Genomic DNA, 25,094 nt, shown 5'->3' with positions numbered 1-25,094 from the left:
AGCACGGAACCGCAGGCCAGGACGCCGTAACGCCCGGACCGCAGGTTACCGAAAGTGAGGATCAGGGCGCCAGGGTCGGGTCGCAGTCACGCAGCAGCTGGATGCACCGCTGGTGCTCGTCGTGCTCCCCGATGGCCTCGGCGGCCGTGGCCAAAACCGTCACGCAGCGCAGGAACCCGCGGTTGGGCTCGTGCGACCACGGCACCGGCCCGTAGCCCTTCCAGCCGTTGCGGCGCAGCGCGTCCAGCCCCCGGTGGTAGCCGGTCCGGGCATAGGCGTACGCCTCGATCGTGTCCGGGAGGGTCCGCTCCGCCCGGCCGAGCGCCTCCTCGGCCAGCGTCGCCCAGAGCGAGCTCACCGTGGGGTGGTGGGCGACGACCTCGGCGGCCGTCGCCCCCTCGGCCAGCTCGGCATCGGCCTCGGGCGTGGGGGGCAGCAGCGTGGCCGGCGGCTCGCCCAGCAGGTTCCCGTGGGAGGAGCTCATCAGCCGGCCACCGACTGGCCGGCCGACAGCAGGTCCTCGCACGCCTGCACCACGCGGGCGGCCATCCCGGCCTCGGCGGCCTTGAGGTAGCTGCGCGGGTCGTAGGCCTTCTTGTCGCCGACCTCCCCGTCGATCTTCAGGACGCCGTCGTACCTGCCGAACATGTGGCCGGCGATGGGGCGGGTGAAGGCGTACTGGGTGTCGGTGTCGACGTTCATCTTCACCACGCCGTAGGACAGCGCCTCGCGGATCTCCTCCGGCGCGGACCCGGAGCCGCCGTGGAACACCAGGTTGAACGGCTTCGCGCCCTCGCCGAGACCGAACTCCTTCGCCACCAGCGCCTGGCCGCGCTCGAGCACGTCGGGGCGCAGCTTGACGTTGCCGGGCTTGTAGACGCCGTGCACGTTGCCGAACGTGGCGGCCAGCAGGTACACGCCCCGCTCCCCCAGGCCCAGCTGCTGCGCCGTCCGCAGGAAGTCGCCGTCGGCGGTGTAGAGCTTCTCGTTGATCTCCGCGACGACGCCGTCCTCCTCGCCACCGACGATGCCGATCTCGAGCTCCAGGACGATCTTCGCCGCCGCGGAGCGCTCCATCAGCTCCTCGGCGATGTCCAGGTTCTCGGTCAGCTCGATCGCCGAGCCGTCCCACATGTGCGACTGGAACAGCGGCTCCTGACCGGCGTCCACCCGGTCCTTGGACAGCGCGATCAGCGGCCGCACGTAGGAGTCGAGCTTGTCCTTGGGGCAGTGGTCGGTGTGCAGCGCCACGTTCACCGGGTACTTCTCGGCGACGACGTGGGCGAACTCCGCCAGGGCCACCGCGCCGGTGACCATGTCCTTCACCCGGGTGCCCGAGCCGAACTCCGCACCACCGGTGGAGAACTGGATGATGCCGTCGCTGCCGGCGTCGGCGAACCCGCGGAGGGCCGCGTTGACCGTCTCCGAGGACGTGCAGTTGATGGCCGGGTAGGCGAACCCGCCCTCCTTGGCCCGGCGGATCATGTCGGCGTAGACCTCGGGGGTCGCGATGGGCATGCGGGGCACTCCTCGTCGTCGATGCTCGGCGCTGCTCGGGCGTCAGTATTCCGCTGGACCGCTCACTCCGGGACGTCGGGGCGCACGCGCAGCCCCAGAGCGGTCACCAGCACGACCGCCTGCGTCACGTCGACCTCCGCGCCCGCCAGCTCGACGGTCCGCGGGTCGAGCGCCGACAGGTCCGAGCCGCGCAGGTCCGCCCCGCTGAGGTCGGTCCCGTGGAACCAGGCCGCGGACAGGTCCAGGTGCCGGAGCGTCGCCCCCACGGCGCGGGCCCCGACCAGGTCGGCCTCCCGCATCCGCGCGCCGGTCAGCGTGGCCCGCGAGAGGTCCGCCCCGGGGAGCCCGACGAAGGACCAGTCGCCGCCGGTCACGGTCATGAGGTCGAAGCTGCACCGGTCGAACATGGAGCCCACGAGCTTGCACCCGGTGAAGGACGCCTGGAAGAACGAGCAGCCGGTGAAGGTGCAGTTCAGGAAGGCGGCCTCGCTGTGCCGCGACAGGTTGAACCGGCAGTCGCGGAACGTGCACTCGGTGAAGACGGCGCCGTCGTCGGTGGTCTCGGTGAGGTCGACGCCGACGAAGGCCACCCGGGTGTGCTCCTGCCCGGAGATGTCCTCGCCGTACCAGTCGGCCTGCCGCACCTCGGTCTCCGTGGGCGGCGGCTCGACGCCGTACTTCCGGTCGGCCACTAGCTCAACCCCCGCCCACCGACCCCGACGACACCGTCCCGTCCCGCTCAGCCCTGCTCGATGCGGCTGACCACCCGCGCCGCCACCACGACCGGGTCGTAGGTCGGCGAGAAGGGCGGGGCGTAGGAGAGGTCCGAGCCGGCGAGGTCCTCGGCGGTCATCCCGGCCCAGATGGCGGCGGCCAGCACGTCGATCCGCTTGCCGGAACCGGGGCCGCCCACGATCTGGGCCCCGATCAGCCGCCCCGACCCGGCCTCGGTCAGCAGTTTGATCGCGATGTCCTCGGCGCCCGGGTAGTAGCCGGCCCTCGTCGTCGCCTCGATCGTGTCGGTGCGGTAGTCGAACCCGGCCTGCTCGGCCTCGGTGGTGCACAGCCCGGTGCGGGCGACCTCCAGGTCCCCCACCTTGGTCAGGGCCGTGCCCAGGACCCCGGCGAAGCGGGCCGCCCGCCCGCCGATGACCGACCCGGCCACCCGGCCCTGCTTGTTCGCGTGGGTGCCGAGCGCGACGTGGGTGGCCTCGCCGGTGACCCGGTGGAAGGTCTGCGAGCAGTCGCCGGCGGCGTAGATCTCCGGGTGCGAGCGGGTGCGCTGGGTGCGGTCGACGGCGATGGCGCCGGTGGTGCCCAGCCGGATTCCGGCCTGCTCGGCCAGCGCCACCTCCGGCCCCATGCCGAGACCGAGCACGACCAGGTCGGCGTCGTAGCTGCCGGCGTCGGTCCGCACGCCCCGGGCGCGGCCGGCCTCGTCGACCAGGATCTCCCGGACCGCCTGGTCGGGGTGCATCTCCATGCCCATGGCCCCCATGCCGGCGCACACCCGTTCGGCCATGTCGGCGTCGAGGAGCTGCATCGGCAGCGGGTCGGCGAGGACGACCGTGACCTCCAGCCCGCGCCGCTGCAGGGCCTCGGCCATCTCCAGCCCGATGTAGCCGCCGCCCAGCACCAGGGCCCGGCGCGCGCCGGCGTCCAGGGCGGCCCGGATCGCGGCACCGTCGTCCAGCCGGTGCACGCCGTACACACCGGGCGCGTCGAGGCCGGGGATCGGCGGCCGGTTCGGCCGCCCGCCGGTGGCGATCAGCAGGCGGTCGTAGCCGATCCGCTCGCCGGCGTCGGTCACGACCTTCCCGGCGCCCGCGTCGATCTCCACCGCCCGCGTGCGGGTGTGCACGGCGATGTCGCGGGCGGCGAACTCCGCCGGCGTGCGGGCGATCAGCGCGTCCCGGTCCTCGACCTGCCCGCCCACCCAGTACGGGATGCCGCAGGCGGAGTAGGAGACGACGTCACCCTGCTCCAGGACGACGATCTCCAGGTCACCGGCGTCCCGCAGGCGCCGGGCCTGCGCGGCCGCCGACATGCCCGCCGCGTCGCCGCCGATGACGACCAACCGCTCGGTGCTCATGGGGCCAGCCTGGCACCTGCGGCCGACACCGTCAGGTCATCACCCGCCCAGGTCGGCGACGGCGGCCAGGTCCCGGACGGCCGCACGCCGGAACACCTTGCCCGGGTTGAGCAGCCCGGCCGGGTCCAGCGCGTCCTTGATCGCCCGGTGCACGTCGAGGGCCACCGGCCCGATCTCGCGCTCCAGCCAGTCGACCTTGATCGCACCCACCCCGTGCTCACCGGTGATCGTGCCGCCGAGCGACAGCCCCAGTTCCAGGATGTCGTCGAACGCCGCGAAGGCACGTTCCCGCTGGTCGGCGTCGGCGGGGTCGAAGCAGATGGTCGGGTGCATGTTGCCGTCGCCGGCGTGCCCGACGACGCCGATGGTGAGCGCCCGGCCGGCGGCGATGGCGTCGCAGCCGTCGAGGAACTGCGCGATCCGCGAGCGCGGCACGGCGACGTCGTCGATCAGCGTGCTGCCCAGCTGCTCCAGTGCCGGCAGCGCCATCCGGCGGGCCGCCAGCAGCAGGTCACCCTCCGCGGGGTCGTCGGTGGTGTGCACGAACTCCGCGCCAGCCTCGCGGCACAGCCGGGCGAGGGCCTCGATCTCCTCCGCGGCGGCCTCCCCGCCGGCGTCGGACTGCGCGACCAGCAGGGCGCGGGCGGTGCGGTCGAGGTCGGCCTTGAGCAGGTCGTCGACGGCGCAGATGCAGGTGTTGTCCATGACCTCGAGCAGGCTGGGCACCAGGCCGGTGGTCACCACCTGCTCGACCACCTGCCCGGTCTGTGCCGTCGTCGCGAAGGTGGCGGCCAGGGTGACCGGCCTTCGGGGCGCCGGGCGCAGCGCGAGGGTCGCCTCGGTGATCACCCCGAGCGTGCCCTCGGAGCCGACGAAGAGCCGGGCGAGGTCGTAGCCGGCCACCCCCTTGACGGTGCGCCGGCCGGTGCGCAGCACCCGCCCGTCGGCGAGCACGACCTCCAGGCCCAGCACGTAGTCGGTGGTGACGCCGTACTTCACGCAGCACAGGCCGCCGGAGTTGGTGGAGAGGTTGCCGCCGATGGTGCACCAGTCGTAGCTGGAGGGGTCCGGGGGGTAGAACAGGCCCGCCCCGGCGACGGCGTCGCGCAGCGACTTGTTCACCACGCCGGGCTGGACGACGGCCAGCCGGTCGGCCGGCGAGACCTCCAGGACGGCGTCCATGCGGGTCATCACCAGCGTGATCGCGCCGTCCACGGCGTTGCTGGACCCGGCCAGCCCCGATCCGGCGCCGCGCGGGACGACGGGGACGCCGTGCCGGGTGGCGATGCGCATGACGGCGGCGACGTCCTCGGTGCACCGGGGCAGGACGACCGCCGCGGGCGTGCCCGCCGGGGCGAGCATCGCCTGGTCGCGGGCGTAGGACGCCGTGACGTCGGGGTCGGTGAGGACGCTGTCGGCGCCGAGCGCGTCGCGCAGCTCGGTTCCCCACTGAGTGGTCACCGTCACACCGTACGACCTGGGCCCCGGCCACGATCAGGTTCCCTGATCGTGCGGCGTCCTCCCCCACGTCCCACGGTGAGGGAGGACGCTCCATGATCAGGGTCCCTGATCATGGAGCGGGGGCGCGGGGTCTTCTACAGGCCGAGGTCGGCGAGCTCGAAGGCCGCGCGGTACTCGAAGCCGGCGGCCTCGACGGCCTCGCGCGCGCCCCGGTTCACGATGACCGCGACCCCGATGACCTCCGCACCGGCCTCCTGCAGCGCCTCGGCCGCGGTGAGCGGGCTGCCGCCGGTGGTGGAGACGTCCTCGACCACCAGCACGGCGCGGCCCTCGACGTCCGGGCCCTCGATCCGCCGCTGCAGGCCGTGCGCCTTACCCGCCTTGCGGACGACGCAGGCGTCGAGGAAGCCCTCGCCGTCCGACGCCGCGTGCAGCATCGCCGTGGCCACCGGGTCGGCGCCCAGGGTCAGCCCGCCGACGACGTCGTAGCGCAGGTCCCGGGTCAGCTGCCGCATCACGCGACCGACCAGCGGGGCGCCCTCGTGGTGCAGCGTGAGCCGGCGCATGTCGATGTACCAGTCGGCCTCGCGCCCCGAGGAGAGCGTCACCTTCCCGTGCACCACGGCGAGCTCGACGATCAGCTCGCGCAGCCGGTCACGGTCGGGGTGCGCGGGGACGGGGTCGCTCTGCATGCGTCCGACCCTACTGAGGCCCAGGATCGGTGCATGCCGATCAGCCGCACCCGCCTGCTCGCCGCCGCCGGGCCGCTCGCCGCCGCGCTCGTCGGAGGGCTGGCCACCGATCCGGACAGCCGCTGGTTCCAGAACCTGGAGAAGCCGGCCTGGTACCCGCCACCGCGGGCCTTCGGCATCGTCTGGACCGGCCTCTACGCCGGCATCGCCTGGGCCTCCGGCGAGGCGCTCGCGAAGGGGTCGGGCCCCTCGTTCGGTCGCGCCTACGCCGCCGACCTCGTCCTGAACACCGCCTGGACGCCGGTGTTCTTCCGCGCGCACCGGCCGTGGCTCGCCGCCGCGGAGAGCGCCGCCCTCACGGTCTCGACGGTCGACCTGGTCCGCCGGGCCGCCCGGGTGAGCCGGCCGGCGGGCGCCGTCCTGGTGCCGTACGCCGCGTGGACGGCGTTCGCGACGGCCCTGACGGTCGCCATCGCACGGCGCAACTGACCCCGGACGTGCAGGAGGGCCGCCGCTCGACCGCAGTCGGGCGACGGCCCTGCGCCTGGATCAGGACGCGGCCGGGGCCAGCACCTGGTCGATGATGTAGACGGTGGCGTTGGCGGTCTGCACGTTCCCGCAGATCACCGAGGCCTCCATCTGCGTCACGGTGCCCTCGGCGGCGATGGAGAAGTCCTCGCCCGAGCCCTCGATGGTGACCTCGTCGTTGTTCAGCGTGGTGTGCGTGCCGGCCAGCTCGTCGGGGGCCAGGCGACCCGGGATGACGTGGTGGGTGAGCACGGTGGTCAGCGCCGCCGTGTCGGCCAGCAGGCCGTTCAGCGCGTCCGCGGGAACCGCCTCGAACGCCGGGTTGGCCGGGGCCAGCACGGTGATGTCGTCGGTGGTGTTCAGCGTGTCGCCGAGGTTGGCGGCGGTGACGGCCTGCACCAGGGTGGACAGCGCCGGGTTGTTGCTGGCGGCGGTGGCGACCGGGTCGTCGGTCATCCCGGTGAAGCTGCCCTCGCCCTCGGCGGGAACGGCGGCGCAGCCCTCGCCGAACGGCTCGTCGGACACCGGCGTCGCGCTGTCGGTGGTCTCCGAGCTCTCCATGCTGCTGCTGGTGTCGGCGGCCGCGCCGGTGTCCTCGGCGGAGTCGTCCGAGCCGCAGGCGCTCAGCGTGATGGCGAGCGTGGAGACGGCGGTGAGGAGGACGCCGCGGGTGAGCATGCTGTTCTTCACGAGGTGGTGCTCCTTTGTCCTGTCCGTGCGACCGCATTGTCGCGGGCGGGGAGTGCACCGGCCGCGGTCGCGGTCCGGGATCGCGTCTCCGGCAGCTGCCGGGGACGAGTCTGTGGGGTGGCCGGTCAGCCGGCGACCACCTGGATGGAGTGCCAGCCGCTGGATCCGGCGGGGAAGGGCGCGGCGCGCTCCTCGGTCTGCCGCTCGCCGTCGGCGCTCGTGGCCCGCACGGTCACCGAGTGCCGGCCGGGCGCGAAGTCGTAGGGCAGCACCCACTGGCGCCACAGGTCGGCGTCGACCTGCGGGGAGAGCTCGGCCTCGGCCCAGTCCTCGTCGTCCACGCGCACCTCGACCGAGGCGATGCCGCGGGTCTGGGCCCAGGCCACGCCGGCGATGGCGCGGCGGCCGGCCGGGAACTCGCGCAGCGGGGCGGGGGTGTCGATCCGGGACGCGATCTTGATCGGCCCCTCGGCGGCCCAGTCGCGCTCGGTCCAGTAGGCGTCGACGGCGTCGAAGGTGGTGGCCTCGATGCGCACCAGCCACTTGCAGGCCGACACGTAGCCGTACAGGCCGGGGATCAGCATCCGCACCGGGAAGCCGTGCTCGACCGGGAGCGGCTCGCCGTTCATCCCGAACGCCAGCATCGCGTCCTCGACCTCGAGCGCGCTGCGGGTCGGGGCGCCGATCGTCATGCCGTCCTCGGAACGGCACAGCAGCTGATCGCTGCCGGTGCGGATGCCGTTCTCCTCCAGCAGGGCGGCCAGGGGGACGCCGATCCAGCGCGCGGTGCCGGCCAGCCCGCCGCCCACCTCGTTGGAGACGCAGGTCAGCGTGATGTCGCGCTCGATCAGGTCGTCGCGTTCGAACAGGTCGGCGAGGGTGTAGCTGCGCGGGGAGTCGAACATCCCGGCCAGCTCCAGCCGGTAGTCGGCGGGACGGATGCGCGGGACGCTGAGCGCGGTGTCGACCCGGTAGAACTCGCCGTTGGCGGTGAACAGCGGGGTCAGCCCGTCGACCTCGTCGGAGAGGTCGGCGCCGGCGGGCAGCGCGGCCGCCGGGGAGGCGGGGGCCGGCAGGGTCAGCGCGGCCCGGTCCCCCGCGACGTCGAAGCGCCGCTGGAGCAGCCGGCCACCGCCCCCGGTGACGGCCGCGGCGCCGAGGGCGACACCGCTGGTGAGGAAGAAGCGCCGCCGGTCGAGGCCGGCGCCCTTGCGGTCGGTCGAGCCGAGGACGTCCCGCAGCCGCTCCACGATCCGCTCGTCGGCATGCCCGCCGGACGTCGGCGCGGGCCGCTCCCCGGACGGGCCGGCGACCGGTGCGGTCAGCGGCGCGAGCAGGACCAGCAGGGCGACGGTCCCGGCCGTGGCGCCGAGCAGCGAGGGAAGGGCGTCCAGCGGCGCCCCCGCCGGCCGGGTGAGGGCGGCGAGGACGCCGACGGCCCCGAAGACGGCGATCCCGAGGACGCCGAGCCGCCGGTTGCGCAGTCCGAGCAACCCGACGAGCACGGCGTAGCCGGCGATGACGACCAGCATCCCGACGATCAGGGCGATCTTGTCGTCCTCGCCGAACGTGCGGATGGCGAACGCCTTCACCGGCTCGGGCGTGAGGGTGATGGCCGCGTCGCCGACGGCGATCACCGGCGAGGAGACCGGCCCCACGAGCCCGGCGGCCAGCTCCGCCGCACCGAGCGCCACCGCGGCGGCCAGCAGGCCGGCGAGCGCGGCCAGGACACGGCGCCGGGGGGGCCGCTCGGAGCGCTCGTCCGCGGCCGGCGCCGGGTCCTGGAGGGAAGTGGTCACACCGGGTCTTCGTGCGCCACCCCCGGACCGGATTCGATCGGGAGAAATCATCTGGGGCACAACCGGCTGTGGCCGACGCGGCCCGCCGGGGAGGAGGTCTGGCACCCTGGCGCGGTGCCGACCGATCAGACCCCTGCGGGAGGACCTGCCGCGCGCCCCGTCCTGCCGCCGTCCGTGCGGGTCGCCGCCATCGCCATGGGCGTGGTCGCGGCGCTGCTGCTGACCAACGGCGCACTGCTCTGGTCCGGCTTCGACGACGCCGTCGACCGCGTCGCGGAGGCCGCCGAGGTCGGCCGCGACGCGGCCCGGCAGTTCGTGCTGTCGTCCCTGATCCCGAACGTGGTGCTCGGCCTCGTGCTGGCGCTGTCCGCGTGGTTCTTCCCCCGCCGGCAGCCCTGGGCGCGGTGGACGGGGCTGGCGGCCAGCGGGTTGCTGGTCGTGCTCACCCTCTTCCAGCTCGTCGCCGGCGACATCACGATCGCGTCTCTGCTGCTGCTGGCCCTCTCGATCGCGGCCGTCGCGGGTCTGCTCGCCCGGGGGACCCGGGAGTGGGTGCCGCCGCTGCGCTCCGCCGGCTGACGGCCGTCGTCGGTGGCTCCGTCCGCGGAGCCACCGACGACGATCCGGTCAGCCCTGGCCGTTCGCCCGCTGCCAGCCGCGGAAGCGGTACCAGTCGTTGGACGGCTTGAGCGCCAGTGCCACGATGCCGACGGCGGTCAGGATCAGCTGGAACCAGCCCAGCGAGGTGGCGAAACCGCTGGTGGCCTGCCCGCCGGTGCCGGCCGCGAGGCCCACCAGGCCGAAGACCACGCTGATGCCGCCGAGCACCCAGATGACGATCCGCGCCCAGTTGCGCCCCTGCCAGGCGAACCAGATGAAGAGCGCCTGCAGCCCCAGGATGATCAGCGTGATGACGACGCCGATGAGGATGCCCGTGCGGGCGAGGTCCTCGGTGATCGCGGGGTCGGTCGACTGGCGCAGCGTCTCCTCGATCAGGCCGTCGAGGTCGGAGAACGTCACGATCGCCGAGATCAGCCCGAGCACGAGGCTCGCCACCAGCGCCCCGATGCCGGCGCGGACGGTGGTCGGCCGCTCCATCGGGGGCGGCGCCCCGTACCCGGTGGGTGCCGACGGCGCCGGGGCGTACCCCGGGTACTGCTGCCCGTAGGGCGGCTGCCCCGGCTGCTGCTGCCCGTACGGCGGCTGGGACGGCGGGGCGTTCCAGCCCTGCGGAGGCCCACCCTGCCCCTGCTGGTCGGGGTCCCCGTGCGGACCGCTCTGTCCTGACGTCATCTTCGGCCTCCCGGACGTGTCGATTCCTGCCGATCATGGTGGACCCCCGCGTTCGGCCGCCATCGCCGCGCCGCCCGCTGTCGCCCGGTCGGGTCAGGCGGCCGCGGCCCGGCCGGCGCGCCCGGTGGGTGGCTGCGGCAGCGCGCCGGCCCGTCCGGTCCAGGGGATCGGGCGGGCCGGTCGGGCCCGTCTCAGCCGCGCGTGACGCTGAGCCCGCCGTCGGCCACGTCCGCCGGCCGGTCGACGACCACCTCGTCGCCGTCCCGGATGTCACCGGACAGCAGCGCCCTGGCCAGCTGGTCGCCGATGGCGGACTGCACCAGCCGGCGCAGCGGCCGGGCACCGTAGACGGGGTCGAACCCGTTGATCGCCAGCCACTCCTTCGCCGCCTCGGTGACCTGCAGGGTGAGCCGCCGGGCCGCCAGCCGCCGGGCCAGGACGCCGACCTGGATCTCGACGATCCCGGTCAGCTCCTCGCTGCCCAGCGCCCGGAAGACCACGACGTCGTCGAGCCGGTTGAGGAACTCCGGCTTGAAGTGCGTGCGGACGACGTCCATCACCGCTTCCCGGCGGCTTGCCTCCGGCACCGACTGATCGGCGATCAGCTGCGAGCCCAGGTTGGACGTCAGGATGAGGATGGTGTTGCGGAAGTCCACCGTCCGGCCCTGCCCGTCGGTGAGCCGGCCGTCGTCGAGCACCTGGAGCAGCACGTCGAACACGTCCTGGTGCGCCTTCTCGACCTCGTCGAAGAGGACCACCGTGTAGGGACGCCGGCGCACGGCCTCGGTGAGCTGGCCGCCGGACTCGTAGCCGACGTAGCCGGGCGGGGCGCCGACCAGCCGGGCGACCGAGTGCTTCTCGGAGTACTCGCTCATGTCGATGCGGACCATGGCCCGCTCGTCGTCGAAGAGGAACTCCGCCAGCGCCTTGGCCAGCTCGGTCTTGCCGACGCCCGTCGGACCCAGGAACAGGAACGACCCGGTGGGCCGGTTGGGGTCGGCGACGCCGGAGCGCGCGCGGCGGACGGCGTCGGAGACGGCGCGGACGGCGTCGGTCTGGCCGACCACCCGCCGGCCGAGCTCGTCCTCCATCCGGAGCAGCTTCGCCGTCTCGCCCTCCAGCAGCCGGCCGGCGGGGATGCCGGTCCAGGCCTGGACGACCTCGGCGATGTCGTCCGGGCCGACCTCCTCCTTGAGCATCGAGTCGCCACCGGCCACGGATTCCTCGGCCGAGGTCAGCGACCGCTCCAGCTCCGGCAGCCGGCCGTAGCGCAGCTCCGCGGCCCGGGCGAGGTCGCCGTCGCGCTCGGCCCGCTCGGCCTCCAGGCGGACCGACTCCAGCTCCTCCTTGATCCGCTGGATGCGGTCGATGGCGGTCTTGTCCTGCTGCCACCGGAAGGTCAGCTCGGCCAGCTCCTGCCGTCGGTTGGCGAGCTCCTCGCGCAGCGCGGCCAGCCGCTCCATCGACGAGGGGTCGTCCTCCTTGGACAGCGCCATCTCCTCGATCTCCATGCGGCGGACGGCGCGCTCCACCTCGTCCACCTCGACCGGGCGGCTGTCGATCTCCATCCGGAGCCGGCTGGCGGCCTCGTCGACGAGGTCGATCGCCTTGTCCGGCAGGAACCGGGCCGTGACGTACCGGTCCGACAGCGTGGCCGCCGCGACGATCGCGGTGTCGGTGATCCGGACCCCGTGGTGCACCTCGTAGCGCTCCTTGAGACCGCGCAGGATGCCGATGGTGTCCTCGACGCTCGGCTCGCCCACGAAGACCTGCTGGAAGCGCCGCTCCAGGGCCGGGTCCTTCTCGATGTGCTCGCGGAACTCGTCGAGCGTGGTCGCCCCGACCATGCGCAGCTCACCGCGGGCCAGCATCGGCTTGATCATGTTTCCGGCGTCCATCGCCGAATCGCCGGTGGCCCCGGCGCCGACGATGGTGTGCAGCTCGTCGATGAAGGTGACGATCTGCCCCTCGGCGTCGGTGATCTCCTGCAGCACGGCCTTGAGCCGCTCCTCGAACTCGCCGCGGTACTTCGCGCCCGCGACCATGGAGCTCAGGTCCAGGGCCATCAGCCGCTTGCCCTTGAGGCTCTCCGGGACGTCGCCGGCCACCATCCGCTGGGCCAGGCCCTCGACGATCGCGGTCTTGCCCACACCGGGCTCGCCGATGAGGACCGGGTTGTTCTTGGTCCGCCGGGAGAGCACCTGGACGACCCGCCGGATCTCGGTGTCCCGGCCGATGACCGGGTCGATCTTGCCGTCGCGGGCCCGCTGGGTGAGGTCGACGGCGTACTTCTCGAGCGCCTGGAAGGTGCCCTCGGGGTCCGGCGTCGTCACCTTGCGGTTGCCCCGGACGGTGCGGAAGGCCGCCAGCAGCGTCTCCCGGGTGGCCCCGGCGCCGGTGAGGACGTCACCCGCCTCGCCGGCCGAGCCGGCGAGCCCGACGAGCAGGTGCTCGGTGGAGATGTACTCGTCACCGAGGGCGCTCGCCTGCTCCCCCGCGTCGTTGATGACGCGGAGCAGTTCCCGGGACGGCGACGGGGCGGGCACGGTCGCCCCGCTCACGCTGGGCATGCGGCGCAGCGCCGCATCCGCCTTCGCGCGGACGTCGACGGGATCGGCGCCGACCGCGGTGAGCAGCGGGCCGGCGATGCCGTCGGACTGCTCCAGCAGGGCGGCGAGGAGGTGCAGCGGCTCCAGTGCCGCCTGGCCGCGGGCGACGGCGAGTCGCTGGGCCCCGGCGACGGCCTCCTGCGACCGGGTCGTGAGCTTGCTCTCCATGGTCGGGGACGCCTTCCTCTCGGCTGGATCGATCGACCACCGGAGGGGACCGGTGGCCGCCTGGTCGATCCGTGCAACGACGCACAAGTTGAGTCTGTTCCGCTCAACCCTTGCATGCCCGGTCCCGGGCCGGAACCCCTCGACGGGGCCCCGGACTGCGCCGGGACGGTGGCATGGCGCCTTCCGGCACCTAGACTCGCCCCATGACCGCCCTGCCGGCACCGAGCGTCGCACTCGACGACCAGCTGTGCTTCGCGCTGTACGCCGCTTCCCGGGCCGTGACGGCGCGCTACCGACCGATGCTCGACGCTCTCGGCCTCACCTATCCGCAGTACCTGGTCATGATGCTGCTCTGGGAGTCCGACCACCAGACCGTGGGTCAGCTCGGGTCCCGCCTGGCGCTGGACAGCGGCACCCTCTCCCCGCTGCTGAAGCGGCTGACCGCGGCCGGTCTGGTCACCCGGCACCGCCGCGTCGAGGACGAGCGCTCGGTCGCCATCGCGCTGACCGACGAGGGCCGCGCGCTCAAGGACAAGGCGTTCGGGATCTCCCAGGAGATGATCGGCGCCATCGGCTTCGACAGCGGCGAGTTCGACGAGCTCATGCAGCGCCTCCGTCTGCTCACCGAGCGGGTGAACCGCGGCGAGGCCGTCTGCTGAACGCGTTGACCCCGCACGTCAGCGGGTAAGGGCTGCGTCGACGCGCCGTCCAGGAGCGGGCGGCGCCCGGCACGGAAGAAGGACCATGCCCACTCGCACCGCACGCACCGCCTGGAACGGCACCCTGCAGGACGGATCCGGCCAGGTCGAGCTCACCAGCTCGAAGGTCGGCACCTACGAGGTGTCCTTCCCGAAGCGGGCCGCCGAGGAGGCCGGGGGGACGACGAGTCCCGAGGAGCTCATCGCCGCCGCGCACTCGTCCTGCTTCGCCATGGCCCTCTCCAACGAGATCGACAAGGCCGGCGGGACCCCGACGGCGCTGGAGATCACCGCCGAGGTGACGCTCGGCCAGAAGGACGGCGCACCGCACATCACGACGGTCGCGCTCACGGTGCGCGGCGAGGTCGAGGGCCTGGACGCCGCGGGCTTCGAGCAGGCGGCCCAGGCGGCGAAGGTCGGCTGCCCGGTCAGCAAGGCGCTGGCCGGCGTCGACGAGATCACCCTCGACGCGGCCCTGGAGAACTAGCCCCGCACCGGCAGCGGAACCTGTGCATGCGCCTGGATCAGCCAGGACGTGTGCACAGGTTCCTCCGCCGGCGGGGCAACCGGGTCAGACGCGCTCTGCCGACTCCTCGCGCAGCCGCGCCTCGCCGCTCTGCGTGCTGAGAGCGATCTCCCGGATGAGCACGATCGCCCCCATCGCGACCACGGCGATCACCGCGGAGATGACGAAGATCCGGCCGGTGGCGTCGCCGTAGCTGACCCGGATCAGGGTCTGGATCGCCGGCGGGGCGTCGGCAAGGTTCGCCAGGCCGATCTCGCCGGAGCCCGCGGCCGCGGCGGCGCCGGGCACGTCGGCCAGGCCGCCGCGGATCAGGTCACCGACGCGCGTGGACAGGACCGCGCCCAGCACCGAGACGCCGACGGTGCCCCCGAGGCTGCGGAAGAAGGCCACCGCGGAGCTCGCGGCGCCCAGGTCCGTCGCCGCCACGGTGTTCTGGACGGCGAGGACGAGGTTCTGCATCGTCATGCCGATGCCGACGCCCAGCACGAAGAGGAAGCTGCTCAGCAGCACCATGTCCGTCTCGTGGTCGACCGATCCGAGCAGCGCGAAGCCGACGACGACCAGCACCGAGCCGGCCACCAGGAACCGCTTCCAGCGGCCGGTCCTGGTGATCAGGATGCCGGACACCGTCGAGGACAGCAGCAGGCCGGCGACCATCGGGATGGTCAGCAGGCCGGCCACGGTCGGCGAGTAGCCGCGGGAGATCTGCAGGTACTGGCCGAGGAAGACCGACGAGCCGAACATCGCCACGCCGATCGCGATGCTGGCGATGATGGCCAGCGTCGTCGTCCGGTCGCGGAACAGCCGCAGCGGCACGATCGGCTCCGTGGCCTTCAGCTCGGTGACGACGAAGGCGATGACGGCCGCGCCGCCGCCGGCGAGGAACAGCGCCGTCTCGGTAGAGGCCCACGCGAAGCTGTTGCCGGCCAGCGTCACCCAGATCAGCAGGGCCGAGACGCCGGCGGCCAGGAAGGCCGCACCCAGGTAGTCGATGTGCACCGTCCGCTTCGTCACCGGCAGGTGCAGGGTGCGCTGCAGCAGCACGAGGGCGACCAGACCGAAGGGGACGCCGACGTAGAAGCACCAGCGCCAGCCCAGCCAGCTGGTGTCCACGAGCAGACCGCCGAGCAGCGGGCCGCCGACCGTGGCGACGGCCATCACGCCGCCCAGCAGACCGGCGTACCGGCCGCGCTCGCGCGGGCTGATCATGGCCGCCATCGCGATCTGCACCAGCGCCTGCAGGCCGCCCAGGCCGAGCCCCTGGAGCACCCGCCAGGCGATCAGCGTCTCCACCGACTGCGACAGCCCGGCCAGCATCGAGCCGACGACGAAGATGACGATGGAGAGCTGGATCAGCAGCTTCTTGCTGAACAGGTCGGCGAGCTTGCCCCAGATCGGCGTCGACGCCGTCGAGGCCAGGAGCGTCGCGGTGACCACCCAGGTGTACTGGCTCTGCGACCCGCGCAGCTCGGTGATGATGGTCGGCAGGGCGTTGGAGACGACGGTCGAGGACAGGAACGCCACGAACATCGCCAGGAGCATCCCGGACAGCGCCGAGAGGATCTCCCGGTGCGTCATCTGGCCCTGCTGCTCGGCCGGGGCGGTGTCGGCCGCAGGCTCGGGCGCCGCGACGGTGCCGGGGCGCTGGATGGTGCTGCTCACGGTTCTCCTGGGGGGAAGGTCGGTCCGGCGGGACGGGCGCACGGTCGGGAGCGGGGTGGTCATCGGGGGGCGGGGACGGCCGTCCCGGCCGCGGGACGGTGCCCGGCGAACGGCTCCAGGTCGGCGACGAGCCGGTCGAGCAGGTCGCTGAGCAGGCGGGCGTCGGTCTCGTCCCAGGCGCTCAGCGCACCGAGGGCCCAGTCCGCGCGCAGGGCACGGGTCGCCGCGAGGGCCAGCGATCCGCGCTCGGTGATGCTGAGCAGGCTGGCCCGGCCGTCGTCCGGGTCGGGACGCCGCTCGACGTGGCCGTCCCGCTCGAGGGCCGCCACCTGGCGGCTGGCGACGGAGACGTCGATCCCGGCGTGCGCCGCGAGCGAGCTGCAGCGCTGGGCGCCGTCGCGCTCCAGGGGCAGCAGGAGCGCCCAGCCGAAGGAGGGCAGTTCTCCGTAGAGCTGGGCGGCGGCCCGGGTGCTGACCTGCCGCCCGGTGCGGACGAGCTGGGCGATGCTCGCCGTCAGCCGGTCCCGCGTCTCGGGACTGATGGTCATGGGGATCCTCGGGGGTGACTAGGTGTAGACCGCAACCATATAGCAGTTTGGTTGCGGTCTACAACCAGTCACCCGGCCGACGCCCCGTGATCCGGCTCTCACCGGCTCAGGGGCCGGCGGCCTCGCGCGCCTCCCCGAGCCGGTTCAGCCGGCCCAGCAGTTCCGCGAGCTGGGCCACGTCGGCGGCCGGCCAGTCCTCCAGATCGGACTCCCACCGGGCCCGCCGCACGTCCCGGATGCGGGAGAGGCGGGCCGAGCCCTCGGCCGACGGCGTCAGCACCTGCGCCCGGCCGTCGACGGGATCGGCGCTGCGGTCGACGAGCCCGAGGTCCACCAGGTGCGCCACCTGTCGGCTGACGGTGCTCTTGTCGAGACCCAGTCGGGCCACGACCTCGCTGGCCCGGAGCGGACCGGAGTCCTGCAGCAGCGCCAGGAGCCCGTAGGCCGCGCCGTCCAGGTCGGGGTGCAGCTCACCGGCGAGCCGGGCGGAGATGGCCCGTGCCCGGCGCAGCAGCAGCCCCACCTCGCGCTCCAGCCGGACGAAGGCCTCGTGCGACTCGGTCACCGTCCGCCTCGCGGGCGCCAGACGACGAGCGCCGAGCTCGGGCGGCTCCGCGGCACCAGGTCACGCCGGTAGCCGGCGGGCACGGCGGCCTCCGCCGCCATGCGCCGGGCCTCGGCGAGGTCGATGGCCTCGAGCAGCTCGCGGACCCGCGCCTGCAGCGCCTCGACCTGCGACTCCAGGTCGATGATCCGCTTGATCCCCGCCAGGTTGACGCCGTCCTCCTGGGAGAGCCGCTGCACCTCGCGGAGCAGCGCCACGTCCCGCGGGCTGTAGCGGCGCCCGCCGCCCGGCGTCCGGCCGGGGCTGACCAGACCCAGCCGGTCGTACTGGCGCAGCGTCTGCGCGTGCATGCCGGCCAGCTCGGCCGCCACCGAGATCACGAAGACCGGGGCGTCCTCGGCCACGGCCCGGACGCCGTCGGAGTGGCTGCTCACCGCGCACCTCCCGCCTGCACCGCGGCGGTGATCTGCGGCCGGGGGTCCTCGCTCATCTCCTCGGCCAGGCTCTCGACCGCCTTGCGCTGGGCCGGTGTCAACCGCGACGGCACGGCCACCTCGAGGGTGACCAGCAGGTCACCGGACCGCCCCTTGCCGGGCACCCCGCGCCCCCGGACCCGGAGCGTGCGCCCGCTGGCGGTGCCGGCCGGCACCTTGAGCGAGACGTTGCCGTCGAGCGTGGGCACGGTCAGCGTCGTCCCCAGCGCGGCCTCCGCGAAGGTGATCGGCACGGTGAGCGTCAGGTCCTCGCCCTTGCGCCCGAAGAGCTCGTGCTCGGCCACGTGCACGACGACGAACAGGTCACCGGCCGGACCGCCGCGGCGTCCCGGGGCACCCTTGCCGGCCAGCCGGATGCGCTGGCCGTCCCTGACCCCCGCCGGGATCCGGACGGTGATCGTGCGGGTCTGCGTGGTGACCCCGTTGCCGGCGCAGGTCGGGCAGGGGTCGTCGACCACCGAGCCGGTGCCGCGGCAGTTGCGGCAGGGCTCGGAGAAGGCGAACGCGCCCTGGCTCCGGCTGGTGACGCCGGCCCCCTGGCACACCGGGCAGGTGTGGGGGCTGGTGCCCGGCTTGGCCCCGCTGCCGCTGCAGGTCGGGCAGGTGCCCGGGCTCTGCATCCGCAGCGGGACGGTGACGCCGAGCGCCGCCTCGTCGAAGGAGAGCGTCGCCTCGGTCTCGACGTCCTGACCGCGGGCGGGTCCGGACGCCGCCTGGCTCCGGGCGCGCGCGCCACCGGCGCCGCCGAACAGCCCACCGAGGATGTCGCCGAGCCCACCGGCCCCGCGCCCCCCGGCCGGGCCGGCACCACCCGCCGCGCCGAAGAGGTCGCCGAGGTCGAACGGCTGACCGCCGCCGCTCCCGCCCGGGAAGCCGCCGGGGAAGCCGCCCGGACGGCCGCCGGCCCCGAAGCCACCCGCCCCGAACAGGCGGCGGGCCTCGTCGTACTCCGCCCGCCGGGTGGGGTCCGACAGCACGTCGTAGGCCTCGGACACGTCCTTGAAGCGCGCCTCGGCCTCGGCGTTGCCCGGGTTCTTGTCCGGGTGCAGCTCCGTGGCCAGCTTGCGGTAGGCCTTCTTGATCGCCGGCGCATCGGCGTCCTTGGGGACGCCCAGCGCGGCGTAGTAGTCCTTCTCGATGAAGTCCCGGGTGCTCACCGGGCGCCCCCTCTCGGTCTCCGTCGGGTCAGTTCTGGGCCGGCTCGTCCGGCGCGGGCTCCGCCGCCGGTTCCGCGGCCGGCGCCGGGTGCTCGGGCTCGGAGACCCCGACCATCGCCGTCCGGAGGACGCGGTCGCCGCGACGGAAACCCTGCCGCAGGACCGTGGTCGCCGTCGGGACGCCGACCTCGGGCGACGTGTCGTGCAGGACCGCCTCGTGCAGCGCCGGGTCGAACGGGTCGCCGGCCGTGCCGAACGCCTCCACCCCCAGGCCCTCGAGCAGGCCCAGGATCCGATCGGCCACCAGCTTGAAGCCACCGGTGAGCTCGTCGTGGTCCCGCGCCCGCTCGATGTCGTCGACGATCGGGAACAGCTGGACCGCGAACCGCTCGGCGGCCTGGTCCACCACCAGTGACCGGTCGCGGTCGACCCGTCGCCGGTAGTTGGCGTACTCGGCCGTGACCCGCTGCAGGTCCTCGGTCCGCTCGGCCAGCTGCTTCTCCAGGTCGCCCGCAGTGGCCGCGGGGGGCGGTGTGGCCGGGGCGGCCTGCGGAGCCGGGGCCGACTCCTCGGCGACCGGCGTCTCGTGCTCGCTCATCTGTTCCTCTCGGGCGGCGGTGGGAGCGGGGCCGGTGCCGGCCGGCTGGTCGCCGGCCGGCACCCGCACCTCCCCGGTGGTCGGATCGATGCGCCGCTTGTCGCGGATGACGACCCGCGGCGCTTCCTCGTTCCGCTCGCTCACGGCCGCTTGTCGGTGTCCTCGTCGACGATCTCGGCGTCGACGACGTCGTCGTCGGCGGACGTGGCGCCGCCGGCGGCCCCGGCCCCCTGCTCGGCGCCGGGCGCACCCTCGGCCCCGGCGGCCTCGGCGTTCTGCGCGTAGAGCGCGCCGCCGACCTCCTGGGACACCCGGGCCACCTTCTCCTGCGCCGTCTTGATCGCCTCGATGTCCGAGCCGCCCAGGGCCGAGCGGAGCTCGGTCAGCGCCTCGCCGAGCTCGTCCTTCTTCTCGGCCGGGATCTTGTCACCGTTCTCGGCCAGGAACTTCTCGGTCTGGTACTGCAGCGACTCGGCCAGGTTGCGGGTCTCGGCCTCGTCGCGGCGCTTCTTGTCCTCCTCGGCGTGCGCCTCGGCGTCCTTCATCATCCGCTCGATGTCGTCCTTCGGGAGCGCCGAGCCGCCGGTGATCGTCATCGACTGCTCCTTGCCCGTGCCGAGGTCCTTGGCGTGGACGTGCACGATGCCGTTGGCGTCGATGTCGAAGGCCACCTCGATCTGCGGGACGCCGCGCGGCGCCGGGGGCAGACCGGTCAGCTCGAACATGCCGAGCTTCTTGTTGTAAGCGGCCATCTCGCGCTCGCCCTGGAACACCTGGATCTGCACGGACGGCTGGTTGTCGTCGGCCGTCGTGAAGATCTCCGAGCGCTTGGTCGGGATCGTGGTGTTGCGCTCGATGAGCTTGGTCATGATCCCGCCCTTGGTCTCGATGCCCAGGGACAGCGGGGTGACGTCGAGCAGCAGCACGTCCTTGACCTCGCCACGGAGCACACCCGCCTGCAGCGCGGCGCCGATGGCGACGACCTCGTCCGGGTTCACGCCCTTGTTGGGCTCCTTGCCGCCGGTGAGCTCGCGGACCAGGTCGGTCACGGCCGGCATGCGGGTCGAGCCACCCACCAGGACGACGTGGTCGATCTGGTCCACCGAGATGCCGGCGTCCCGGATGGCCTGGTTGAACGGCGCCTTGGCGCGGTCGAGCAGGTCCTGGGTCATCCGCTGGAACTCGGCGCGGGTGATCGTGACGTCGAGGTGCAGCGGACCCTCGGCGCCGGCGGTGATGTAGGGCAGGTTGATGTTGGTCGACTGCGCGCCCGACAGCTCGATCTTGGCCTTCTCGGCGGCCTCGCGGAGGCGCTGCATGGCCAGCTTGTCCTTGGACAGGTCGATGCCGTTGGAGGCGTTGAAGGTCTTGACCAGGTGGTCCATGACCTTCTGGTCCCAGTCGTCACCACCGAGGTGGTTGTCACCGGCGGTGGCCTTCACCTCGATGACGCCGTCCCCGATCTCGAGCAGGGAGACGTCGAAGGTGCCGCCACCGAGGTCGAAGACGAGGATCGTCTGCTCGGTCTCGCCCTTGTCCAGGCCGTAGGCCAGCGCGGCCGCGGTCGGCTCGTTGACGATGCGCAGGACGTTGAGGCCGGCGATCTCACCGGCCTCCTTGGTGGCCTGGCGCTGCGCGTCCTCGAAGTAGGCGGGGACGGTGATGACGGCGTCGGTGACCGGCTCGCCCAGGTAGGTCTCGGCGTCCCGCTTGAGCTTCTGCAGGATGCGGGCGGAGATCTCCTGCGGCGTGTACTTCTTGCCGTCGATCTCGTCGGTGGCCCAGTTCGTGCCCATGTGCCGCTTGACGGAGCGGATGGTGCGGTCGACGTTGGTGACCGCCTGGTTCTTCGCCGACTGGCCGACGAGGACCTCGCCGTTCTTGGCGAACGCGACGACCGACGGGGTGGTGCGCGAGCCCTCGGAGTTCGCGATAACCGTCGGCTCGCCGCCCTCCAGGACGGTGACGACGGAGTTGGTGGTGCCGAGGTCGATACCGACCGCTCGTGCCATGGGGATGGCCTCTCTTCCGTTCGTGTGCGGGTGGTGCCTGGTCCGGTGGAAGCCGGCGACCGCATCTTGCGCGGGGTCCGCTCAACTTTCCTGCCCACCCTAACGGCAGCCAGTCGGCTCCTGTTCCGGGGGCGGGACGAAAATGCCGCCGCTCTCGAGGAGCACCCACGTTCAGCCCGTCGGGTACCGCGCCGCCTGGGCCACTACACCGCTCTGCCGCGGTCGACGTACCTGCACCGCGGTACCGGGGAGGTTGTCCACAAGGCGGTCGAGAGCCTCGACCGTCACGACCAGACTTCCCCGATGCATCCGCTCCTGCGCGCCGCCGCCGACCGGCAGTGCGGCCTCGTCACGGCCACCGACGCCTACCGCGCCGGGTACCAGGTCGAGGAGGTCCGCAGGCTGTGCTCCTCCGGACAGTGGAAGCGGCTTCGCCGCGGCATCTACGTCCCCGCCGACACCCTCGCGGACGTGGAGGCTGCCGGGCGCCGCTACCAGCTCGACTGCCTGGCGGTCCTGCTGTCCACCGACCGGCGCTCCACGGCCCTCAGCCACACCTCGGCCGCCCGTCTCTCCGGCCTTCACGTGGACCGGCGCTCAGGTGGCGACATCCGCCTCACCGATCCCCATCACAACCGCGCCGGCCGCGGGTTCCGGGTGACGCGATCACCTCTGGAAGCCGACGAGATCAGCACGCTGGGCTCGTTCCGTCTGACCACTCCGGCTCGCACGCTGGTCGACGGCGCGCGCGAGTGGCCGTTGGAGGACGCCGTCGTGGCGATCGACGCCGCCCTCCTGAAGGGCAGGACCACGCGTGACAGTCTCACCTCCGCCGTGGCGCGAGCCCGGCTCTGGCCCGGGGGACGTCGGGCGGAACGCGCTCTGACGCTCGCCGACGGGCGCGCGGAGTCGCCGCTGGAGACACGCGGCCGGCTGCGCCTGATCGGTGCCGGGCTCGCGCCGGACGACCTCCAGGTGGAGATCCGGGTCGACGGGCGACTGGTCGCGGTCGCCGACGCCTGGTACGAGGCCGCCGCGGTCGCGATCGAGTTCGACGGTCGGATCAAGTACACCGACCCGTGGCGTGGCCGGTCACCCGAACAGGTGCTGTGGGAAGAGAAGCGACGCGAGGACGACGTCCGTGCGCTCGACATCGGCGTCGCCCGGATCGTCGACGCCGACGTCGGCTCGCGATGGCCGGCGACCGAGGCGCACCTCCGCCGCCTGCTCGGCAGGGCCGGGCCCACGAACCGGCGGTTCACGGCGACGCCGCGGGAACGCGGAGTACACCGGACCGGCTGATGTCCCGAGGGGGCGATCCGGTCGGCGACCGCCGTGTTGTCGCGGGTACCGACTCCTGACGAGGTAGCGGCCCCCGCAGCGCGGTACCGGTGGCTCGTCCCGGTCGGGACCACCGGCGGTGGCCGCGGTTGATCACGGTTCCGCCCTGCGCTTGGTTACCGACGAGTAGCCTCGTTCCGCGCCCGCTATCGTGCGGCTGCGGGCAGTCGCGTCCGCGTGCACCGACCACAGCTTCGCCGCCGCCGCGTGGTGGACGGGAGTCAGCCGGCGCCACCACGGCGCGCGGGGGAGGAAAACACATGACGGGCCCACTGCAGATCGTCCTGGGCACGATCAGCGTCCTGTTCCTGATCGTCTCGTCCGTGATGGCCTACCGGGCCGTCCGGGCGATGGTGCGGATCATCCGCACCGGTCAGCCCGACGGCACCCGGTTCGGCCCGGTGAAGAGCCGGCTGAAGACCCTCGCCATCGAGTCGCTGGGGCACACCCGGATGCTCAAGTGGTCGGCCATCGGCGCCGCCCACTGGTTCGTCTTCGTCGGCTTCTACGGCCTGTTCCTCACCCTGGTCGAGGCGTTCGGCGAGGTCTGGAACCCGGCCTTCCACCTGCCGCTGATCGGCGAGTGGTCCCTGTGGAACCTGTTCGCCGACATCATCGGCACCGGCACGATCGTCGGCATCCTGTACCTGATCTACCGGCGCCAGAAGGACCACCCGCGCCGCCAGGGCCGGAGGAGCCGCTTCGCCGGCACCAACGAGGGTCGCGGCTACTTCGTCGAGGCCGTCGTCCTCACCGTCGGCGTCGCCATCCTGCTGATCCGCGCGCTCAAGGTCTCCAGCGACCTCACCGACGCCCCGGCCTGGTCGCACCCGATCTCCGGCGCCCTGGCCACGATCCTCCCGGACAGCCCCGACCTGCTGACGGTCGTCGCGTTCGTCAAGATCGTGGTGAGCCTGACCTGGCTGGTCGTGATCAGCCGGATCCTGAACATGGGTGTCGCCTGGCACCGGTTCAGCGCCTTCTTCAACATCTACTTCAAGCGCGAGGACGACGGCAGCGTCGCGCTCGGCCCGCTGCAGCCGATGACGAGCGGCGGCAAGCCCATCGACTTCGAGGATCCGGGCGAGGACGACGTCTTCGGCCGCGGGAAGATCGAGGACTTCACCTGGAAGGGGATGCTGGACTTCACCACCTGCACCGAGTGCGGGCGGTGCCAGAGCCAGTGCCCGGCGTGGAACACGGGCAAGCCGCTCAGCCCGAAGATGGTGATCATGGATCTTCGCGACCACCTCTACGCGAAGGCCCCCTACCTGCTGGGCGAGAAGACCGCGTCGGAGACGGCGCCGGACTACGACGTCCTCAAGCCCAGCGACGAGCAGGTCTGGGCGTCGGGCTACGCCCGGGTGGAGGGCACCAACGACGCCCAGGCGCACCGCCCGCTGGTCGGCACCCTCGAGGAGGCCGGGGTCATCGACCCCGACGTGCTGTGGAGCTGCACCAGCTGCGGCGCCTGCGTCGAGCAGTGCCCGGTCGACATCGAGCACGTCGACCACATCATGGACATGCGCCGCTACCAGGTGCTGATCGAGTCCAACTTCCCGTCCGAGGCCGGCGTGATGTTGAAGAACATCGAGAACCGCGGCAACCCGTGGGGCATGCAGGCCAGCGCCCGCAACGACTGGATGAAGGAACTGGACTTCGAGGTCAAGGTCGCCGACGGGCCGCTCGACTACGACATCGAGTACCTGTTCTGGGTCGGCTGCGCCGGCGCCGTCGACGACCGCGCCAAGAAGGTCACCAAGGCCGTCGCCGAGCTGCTGAACATCGCCGGCGTCGAGTTCGCCGTCCTCGGTGACGGCGAGAGCTGCTCGGGCGACCCGGCCCGGCGCCTGGGCAACGAGTTCGTCTTCCAGATGCAGGCGCAGCAGAACATCGAGGTGCTCGACGGCGTCTTCGAGGGCCGCGTGCCGGGGATGCGCAAGATCGTGGCCACCTGCCCGCACTGCTTCAACTCCCTCGGCCGGGAGTACCCGCAGCTCGGCGGCGAGTACGAGGTGGTGCACCACACCCAGCTGCTCGGCCAGCTGGTCGAGGAGGGCCGGCTGACCCCGGTCACGCCGGTCGACCGCAAGGTGACCTACCACGACCCGTGCTTCCTGGGCCGGCACAACAAGGTCTACACGCCGCCGCGGGAGATCCTCGACTCCGTCCAGGGCCTGTCCACCCAGGAGATGCACCGCTGCAAGGACCGCGGCTTCTGCTGCGGCGCCGGCGGCGCGCGCATGTGGATGGAGGAGAAGATCGGCAAGCGGATCAACATGGAGCGCACCGAGGAGGCCCTCGAGCTCGACCCCGACGTCATCTCCACCGCCTGCCCGTTCTGCATCACGATGCTCAGCGACGCGCTGACGTCGAAGAAGCAGAACGGTGAGGCCGGGGAGCACGTGGAGGTCCTCGACGTCAGCCAGATCCTGCTGCGGTCGATGACCCCGGTGGGCGTCGGCGCCCAGGGTGAGGCGTCCGGTCCCGACGTCGGCACGAAGGCCGGCCCCGACCCGGTCGGCGAGGGCTCGGCGGCGACGGAGCACGAGTAAGGACCCCGCCCCCCTCACCCCTCGCAGGCTCGGGACGAGCCTCTGGACAGGGCCATGACGGCGCGCGTCCCCCTCGGGGGCGCGCGCC

Annotated in this window: 23 protein-coding genes; 6 read left to right on the top strand and 17 right to left on the bottom strand. The window is 72.9% G+C overall.

Features of this window, described 5'->3' with window-relative positions; genetic code table 11:
* Positions 1 to 61: 61 nt before the first annotated feature.
* The 6 genes from BM142_RS18940 to pyrE all read right to left on the bottom strand — a co-directional run bounded on the left by BM142_RS18940 (position 62) and on the right by pyrE (position 5,763).
* Positions 62 to 484 carry a DUF3151 domain-containing protein gene (locus BM142_RS18940; protein WP_092202142.1) on the bottom strand — a complete coding sequence of 141 codons (423 nt, stop codon included), beginning with the start codon at positions 482 to 484 and terminating at the stop codon, positions 62 to 64.
* Positions 484 to 1,518: a class II fructose-bisphosphate aldolase gene (gene fbaA, locus BM142_RS18935; RefSeq protein WP_092202140.1), complete on the bottom strand. Its 1,035-nt coding sequence runs from the start codon at positions 1,516 to 1,518 to the stop codon at positions 484 to 486. Before fbaA ends, BM142_RS18940 begins: the two co-directional genes overlap by 1 nt.
* Positions 1,519 to 1,580: 62 nt before the next feature.
* Entirely contained in the window at positions 1,581 to 2,210 is a 630-nt protein-coding gene (locus tag BM142_RS18930) for a pentapeptide repeat-containing protein (RefSeq protein ID WP_092202138.1), read from the bottom strand.
* A gap of 47 nt (positions 2,211 to 2,257) precedes the next feature.
* Entirely contained in the window at positions 2,258 to 3,610 is a 1,353-nt protein-coding gene (locus BM142_RS18925; protein ID WP_092202136.1) for an FAD-dependent oxidoreductase, read from the bottom strand.
* Between the two features lie 39 nt (positions 3,611 to 3,649).
* Positions 3,650 to 5,071, bottom strand: coding sequence for an FAD-binding oxidoreductase (locus BM142_RS18920; RefSeq protein WP_092202206.1), 1,422 nt, complete (start codon positions 5,069 to 5,071; stop codon positions 3,650 to 3,652).
* A 134-nt stretch (positions 5,072 to 5,205) separates the two neighbouring features.
* Entirely contained in the window at positions 5,206 to 5,763 is a 558-nt protein-coding gene (gene pyrE / locus BM142_RS18915) for an orotate phosphoribosyltransferase (protein ID WP_092202134.1), read from the bottom strand.
* A 33-nt stretch (positions 5,764 to 5,796) separates the two neighbouring features.
* Between pyrE and BM142_RS18910 the strand changes: the two genes are divergently transcribed.
* Positions 5,797 to 6,252: a TspO/MBR family protein gene (locus BM142_RS18910; protein ID WP_092202132.1), complete on the top strand. Its 456-nt coding sequence runs from the start codon at positions 5,797 to 5,799 to the stop codon at positions 6,250 to 6,252.
* Positions 6,253 to 6,312: 60 nt separating this feature from the next.
* Here the strand turns inward: BM142_RS18910 and BM142_RS18905 are convergent, their stop codons facing one another.
* Together BM142_RS18905 and BM142_RS18900 are read right to left on the bottom strand one after the other, a co-directional pair.
* Complete coding sequence (locus tag BM142_RS18905) at positions 6,313 to 6,981, bottom strand: fasciclin domain-containing protein (protein WP_254791072.1); 669 nt, start codon at positions 6,979 to 6,981, stop codon at positions 6,313 to 6,315.
* Positions 6,982 to 7,106: 125 nt separating this feature from the next.
* Complete coding sequence (locus BM142_RS18900) at positions 7,107 to 8,780, bottom strand: molybdopterin-dependent oxidoreductase (protein ID WP_217640793.1); 1,674 nt, start codon at positions 8,778 to 8,780, stop codon at positions 7,107 to 7,109.
* A gap of 114 nt (positions 8,781 to 8,894) precedes the next feature.
* Here BM142_RS18900 and BM142_RS18895 point away from each other — a divergent pair, with 114 nt between their 5' ends.
* Positions 8,895 to 9,359 (top strand): hypothetical protein, encoded by a 465-nt coding sequence (locus tag BM142_RS18895; protein WP_139228945.1) that lies wholly within the window; start codon positions 8,895 to 8,897, stop codon positions 9,357 to 9,359.
* A 48-nt stretch (positions 9,360 to 9,407) separates the two neighbouring features.
* Here BM142_RS18895 and BM142_RS18890 read toward each other — a convergent pair whose 3' ends face one another.
* Both BM142_RS18890 and clpB read right to left on the bottom strand, forming a co-directional pair.
* Positions 9,408 to 10,073, bottom strand: coding sequence for a hypothetical protein (locus tag BM142_RS18890; protein WP_092202127.1), 666 nt, complete (start codon positions 10,071 to 10,073; stop codon positions 9,408 to 9,410).
* 191 nt (positions 10,074 to 10,264) lie between these two features.
* A complete protein-coding gene (clpB, locus tag BM142_RS18885; RefSeq protein ID WP_092202125.1) occupies positions 10,265 to 12,850 on the bottom strand; it encodes an ATP-dependent chaperone ClpB in 2,586 nt (861 codons plus the stop codon).
* Positions 12,851 to 13,053: 203 nt separating this feature from the next.
* On the opposite strand from clpB, the gene BM142_RS18880 reads away from it, so the two are divergent.
* Together BM142_RS18880 and BM142_RS18875 are read left to right on the top strand one after the other, a co-directional pair.
* The gene (locus BM142_RS18880) at positions 13,054 to 13,509 is read left to right on the top strand and encodes a MarR family winged helix-turn-helix transcriptional regulator (protein ID WP_092202123.1); all 456 of its coding nucleotides are present in this window, start codon (positions 13,054 to 13,056) and stop codon (positions 13,507 to 13,509) included.
* Positions 13,510 to 13,594: 85 nt separating this feature from the next.
* The gene (locus tag BM142_RS18875; RefSeq protein ID WP_092202122.1) at positions 13,595 to 14,035 is read left to right on the top strand and encodes an OsmC family peroxiredoxin; all 441 of its coding nucleotides are present in this window, start codon (positions 13,595 to 13,597) and stop codon (positions 14,033 to 14,035) included.
* Positions 14,036 to 14,119: 84 nt separating this feature from the next.
* Here the strand turns inward: BM142_RS18875 and BM142_RS18870 are convergent, their stop codons facing one another.
* The 7 genes from BM142_RS18870 to dnaK all read right to left on the bottom strand — a co-directional run bounded on the left by BM142_RS18870 (position 14,120) and on the right by dnaK (position 21,110).
* Positions 14,120 to 15,736 (bottom strand): DHA2 family efflux MFS transporter permease subunit, encoded by a 1,617-nt coding sequence (locus tag BM142_RS18870; protein ID WP_254791071.1) that lies wholly within the window; start codon positions 15,734 to 15,736, stop codon positions 14,120 to 14,122.
* Between the two features lie 59 nt (positions 15,737 to 15,795).
* Positions 15,796 to 16,284 (bottom strand): MarR family winged helix-turn-helix transcriptional regulator, encoded by a 489-nt coding sequence (locus BM142_RS18865; RefSeq protein WP_092202120.1) that lies wholly within the window; start codon positions 16,282 to 16,284, stop codon positions 15,796 to 15,798.
* 106 nt (positions 16,285 to 16,390) lie between these two features.
* Positions 16,391 to 16,849, bottom strand: coding sequence for a MarR family winged helix-turn-helix transcriptional regulator (locus BM142_RS18860; RefSeq protein WP_092202118.1), 459 nt, complete (start codon positions 16,847 to 16,849; stop codon positions 16,391 to 16,393).
* A complete protein-coding gene (locus BM142_RS18855; protein WP_092202116.1) occupies positions 16,846 to 17,283 on the bottom strand; it encodes a heat shock protein transcriptional repressor HspR in 438 nt (145 codons plus the stop codon). The genes BM142_RS18860 and BM142_RS18855 overlap by 4 nt, the downstream gene beginning before the upstream one ends.
* Positions 17,280 to 18,500, bottom strand: coding sequence for a molecular chaperone DnaJ (gene dnaJ, locus BM142_RS18850; RefSeq protein ID WP_092202114.1), 1,221 nt, complete (start codon positions 18,498 to 18,500; stop codon positions 17,280 to 17,282). Before dnaJ ends, BM142_RS18855 begins: the two co-directional genes overlap by 4 nt.
* 28 nt (positions 18,501 to 18,528) lie before the next feature.
* Positions 18,529 to 19,242: a nucleotide exchange factor GrpE gene (grpE, locus tag BM142_RS18845; RefSeq protein WP_092202112.1), complete on the bottom strand. Its 714-nt coding sequence runs from the start codon at positions 19,240 to 19,242 to the stop codon at positions 18,529 to 18,531.
* Entirely contained in the window at positions 19,239 to 21,110 is a 1,872-nt protein-coding gene (gene dnaK / locus BM142_RS18840) for a molecular chaperone DnaK (RefSeq protein ID WP_092202110.1), read from the bottom strand. The genes grpE and dnaK overlap by 4 nt, the downstream gene beginning before the upstream one ends.
* 303 nt (positions 21,111 to 21,413) lie before the next feature.
* Between dnaK and BM142_RS18835 the strand changes: the two genes are divergently transcribed.
* Positions 21,414 to 22,412: a type IV toxin-antitoxin system AbiEi family antitoxin domain-containing protein gene (locus BM142_RS18835; protein ID WP_092202108.1), complete on the top strand. Its 999-nt coding sequence runs from the start codon at positions 21,414 to 21,416 to the stop codon at positions 22,410 to 22,412.
* Positions 22,413 to 22,711: 299 nt separating this feature from the next.
* Complete coding sequence (locus BM142_RS18830) at positions 22,712 to 25,006, top strand: (Fe-S)-binding protein (protein WP_092202106.1); 2,295 nt, start codon at positions 22,712 to 22,714, stop codon at positions 25,004 to 25,006.
* The last annotated feature ends 88 nt before the right edge of the window (positions 25,007 to 25,094 follow it).

The sequence above is a fragment of the Blastococcus tunisiensis genome (genome assembly GCF_900112815.1).
Taxonomy (GTDB): domain Bacteria; phylum Actinomycetota; class Actinomycetes; order Mycobacteriales; family Geodermatophilaceae; genus Blastococcus_B; species Blastococcus_B tunisiensis.
Note: the sequence above shows the minus strand (reverse complement) of the source record. Positions and strands in the feature narration are given on the sequence as shown.

What these genes read in the sequence shown, in the direction of transcription:
- BM142_RS18925 (WP_092202136.1), bottom strand. Translation starts at nt 3,610, where the DNA reads ATGAGCACCGAGCGGTTGGTCGTCATCGGCGGCGACGCGGCGGGCATG.
- BM142_RS18830 (WP_092202106.1), top strand. Translation starts at nt 22,712, where the DNA reads ATGACGGGCCCACTGCAGATCGTCCTGGGCACGATCAGCGTCCTGTTC.
- BM142_RS18835 (WP_092202108.1), top strand. Translation starts at nt 21,414, where the DNA reads ATGCATCCGCTCCTGCGCGCCGCCGCCGACCGGCAGTGCGGCCTCGTC.
- BM142_RS18880 (WP_092202123.1), top strand. Translation starts at nt 13,054, where the DNA reads ATGACCGCCCTGCCGGCACCGAGCGTCGCACTCGACGACCAGCTGTGC.
- BM142_RS18875 (WP_092202122.1), top strand. Translation starts at nt 13,595, where the DNA reads ATGCCCACTCGCACCGCACGCACCGCCTGGAACGGCACCCTGCAGGAC.
- dnaK (WP_092202110.1), bottom strand. Translation starts at nt 21,110, where the DNA reads ATGGCACGAGCGGTCGGTATCGACCTCGGCACCACCAACTCCGTCGTC.
- clpB (WP_092202125.1), bottom strand. Translation starts at nt 12,850, where the DNA reads ATGGAGAGCAAGCTCACGACCCGGTCGCAGGAGGCCGTCGCCGGGGCC.
- BM142_RS18865 (WP_092202120.1), bottom strand. Translation starts at nt 16,284, where the DNA reads ATGACCATCAGTCCCGAGACGCGGGACCGGCTGACGGCGAGCATCGCC.
- BM142_RS18890 (WP_092202127.1), bottom strand. Translation starts at nt 10,073, where the DNA reads ATGACGTCAGGACAGAGCGGTCCGCACGGGGACCCCGACCAGCAGGGG.
- BM142_RS18910 (WP_092202132.1), top strand. Translation starts at nt 5,797, where the DNA reads ATGCCGATCAGCCGCACCCGCCTGCTCGCCGCCGCCGGGCCGCTCGCC.
- BM142_RS18940 (WP_092202142.1), bottom strand. Translation starts at nt 484, where the DNA reads ATGAGCTCCTCCCACGGGAACCTGCTGGGCGAGCCGCCGGCCACGCTG.
- fbaA (WP_092202140.1), bottom strand. Translation starts at nt 1,518, where the DNA reads ATGCCCATCGCGACCCCCGAGGTCTACGCCGACATGATCCGCCGGGCC.
- pyrE (WP_092202134.1), bottom strand. Translation starts at nt 5,763, where the DNA reads ATGCAGAGCGACCCCGTCCCCGCGCACCCCGACCGTGACCGGCTGCGC.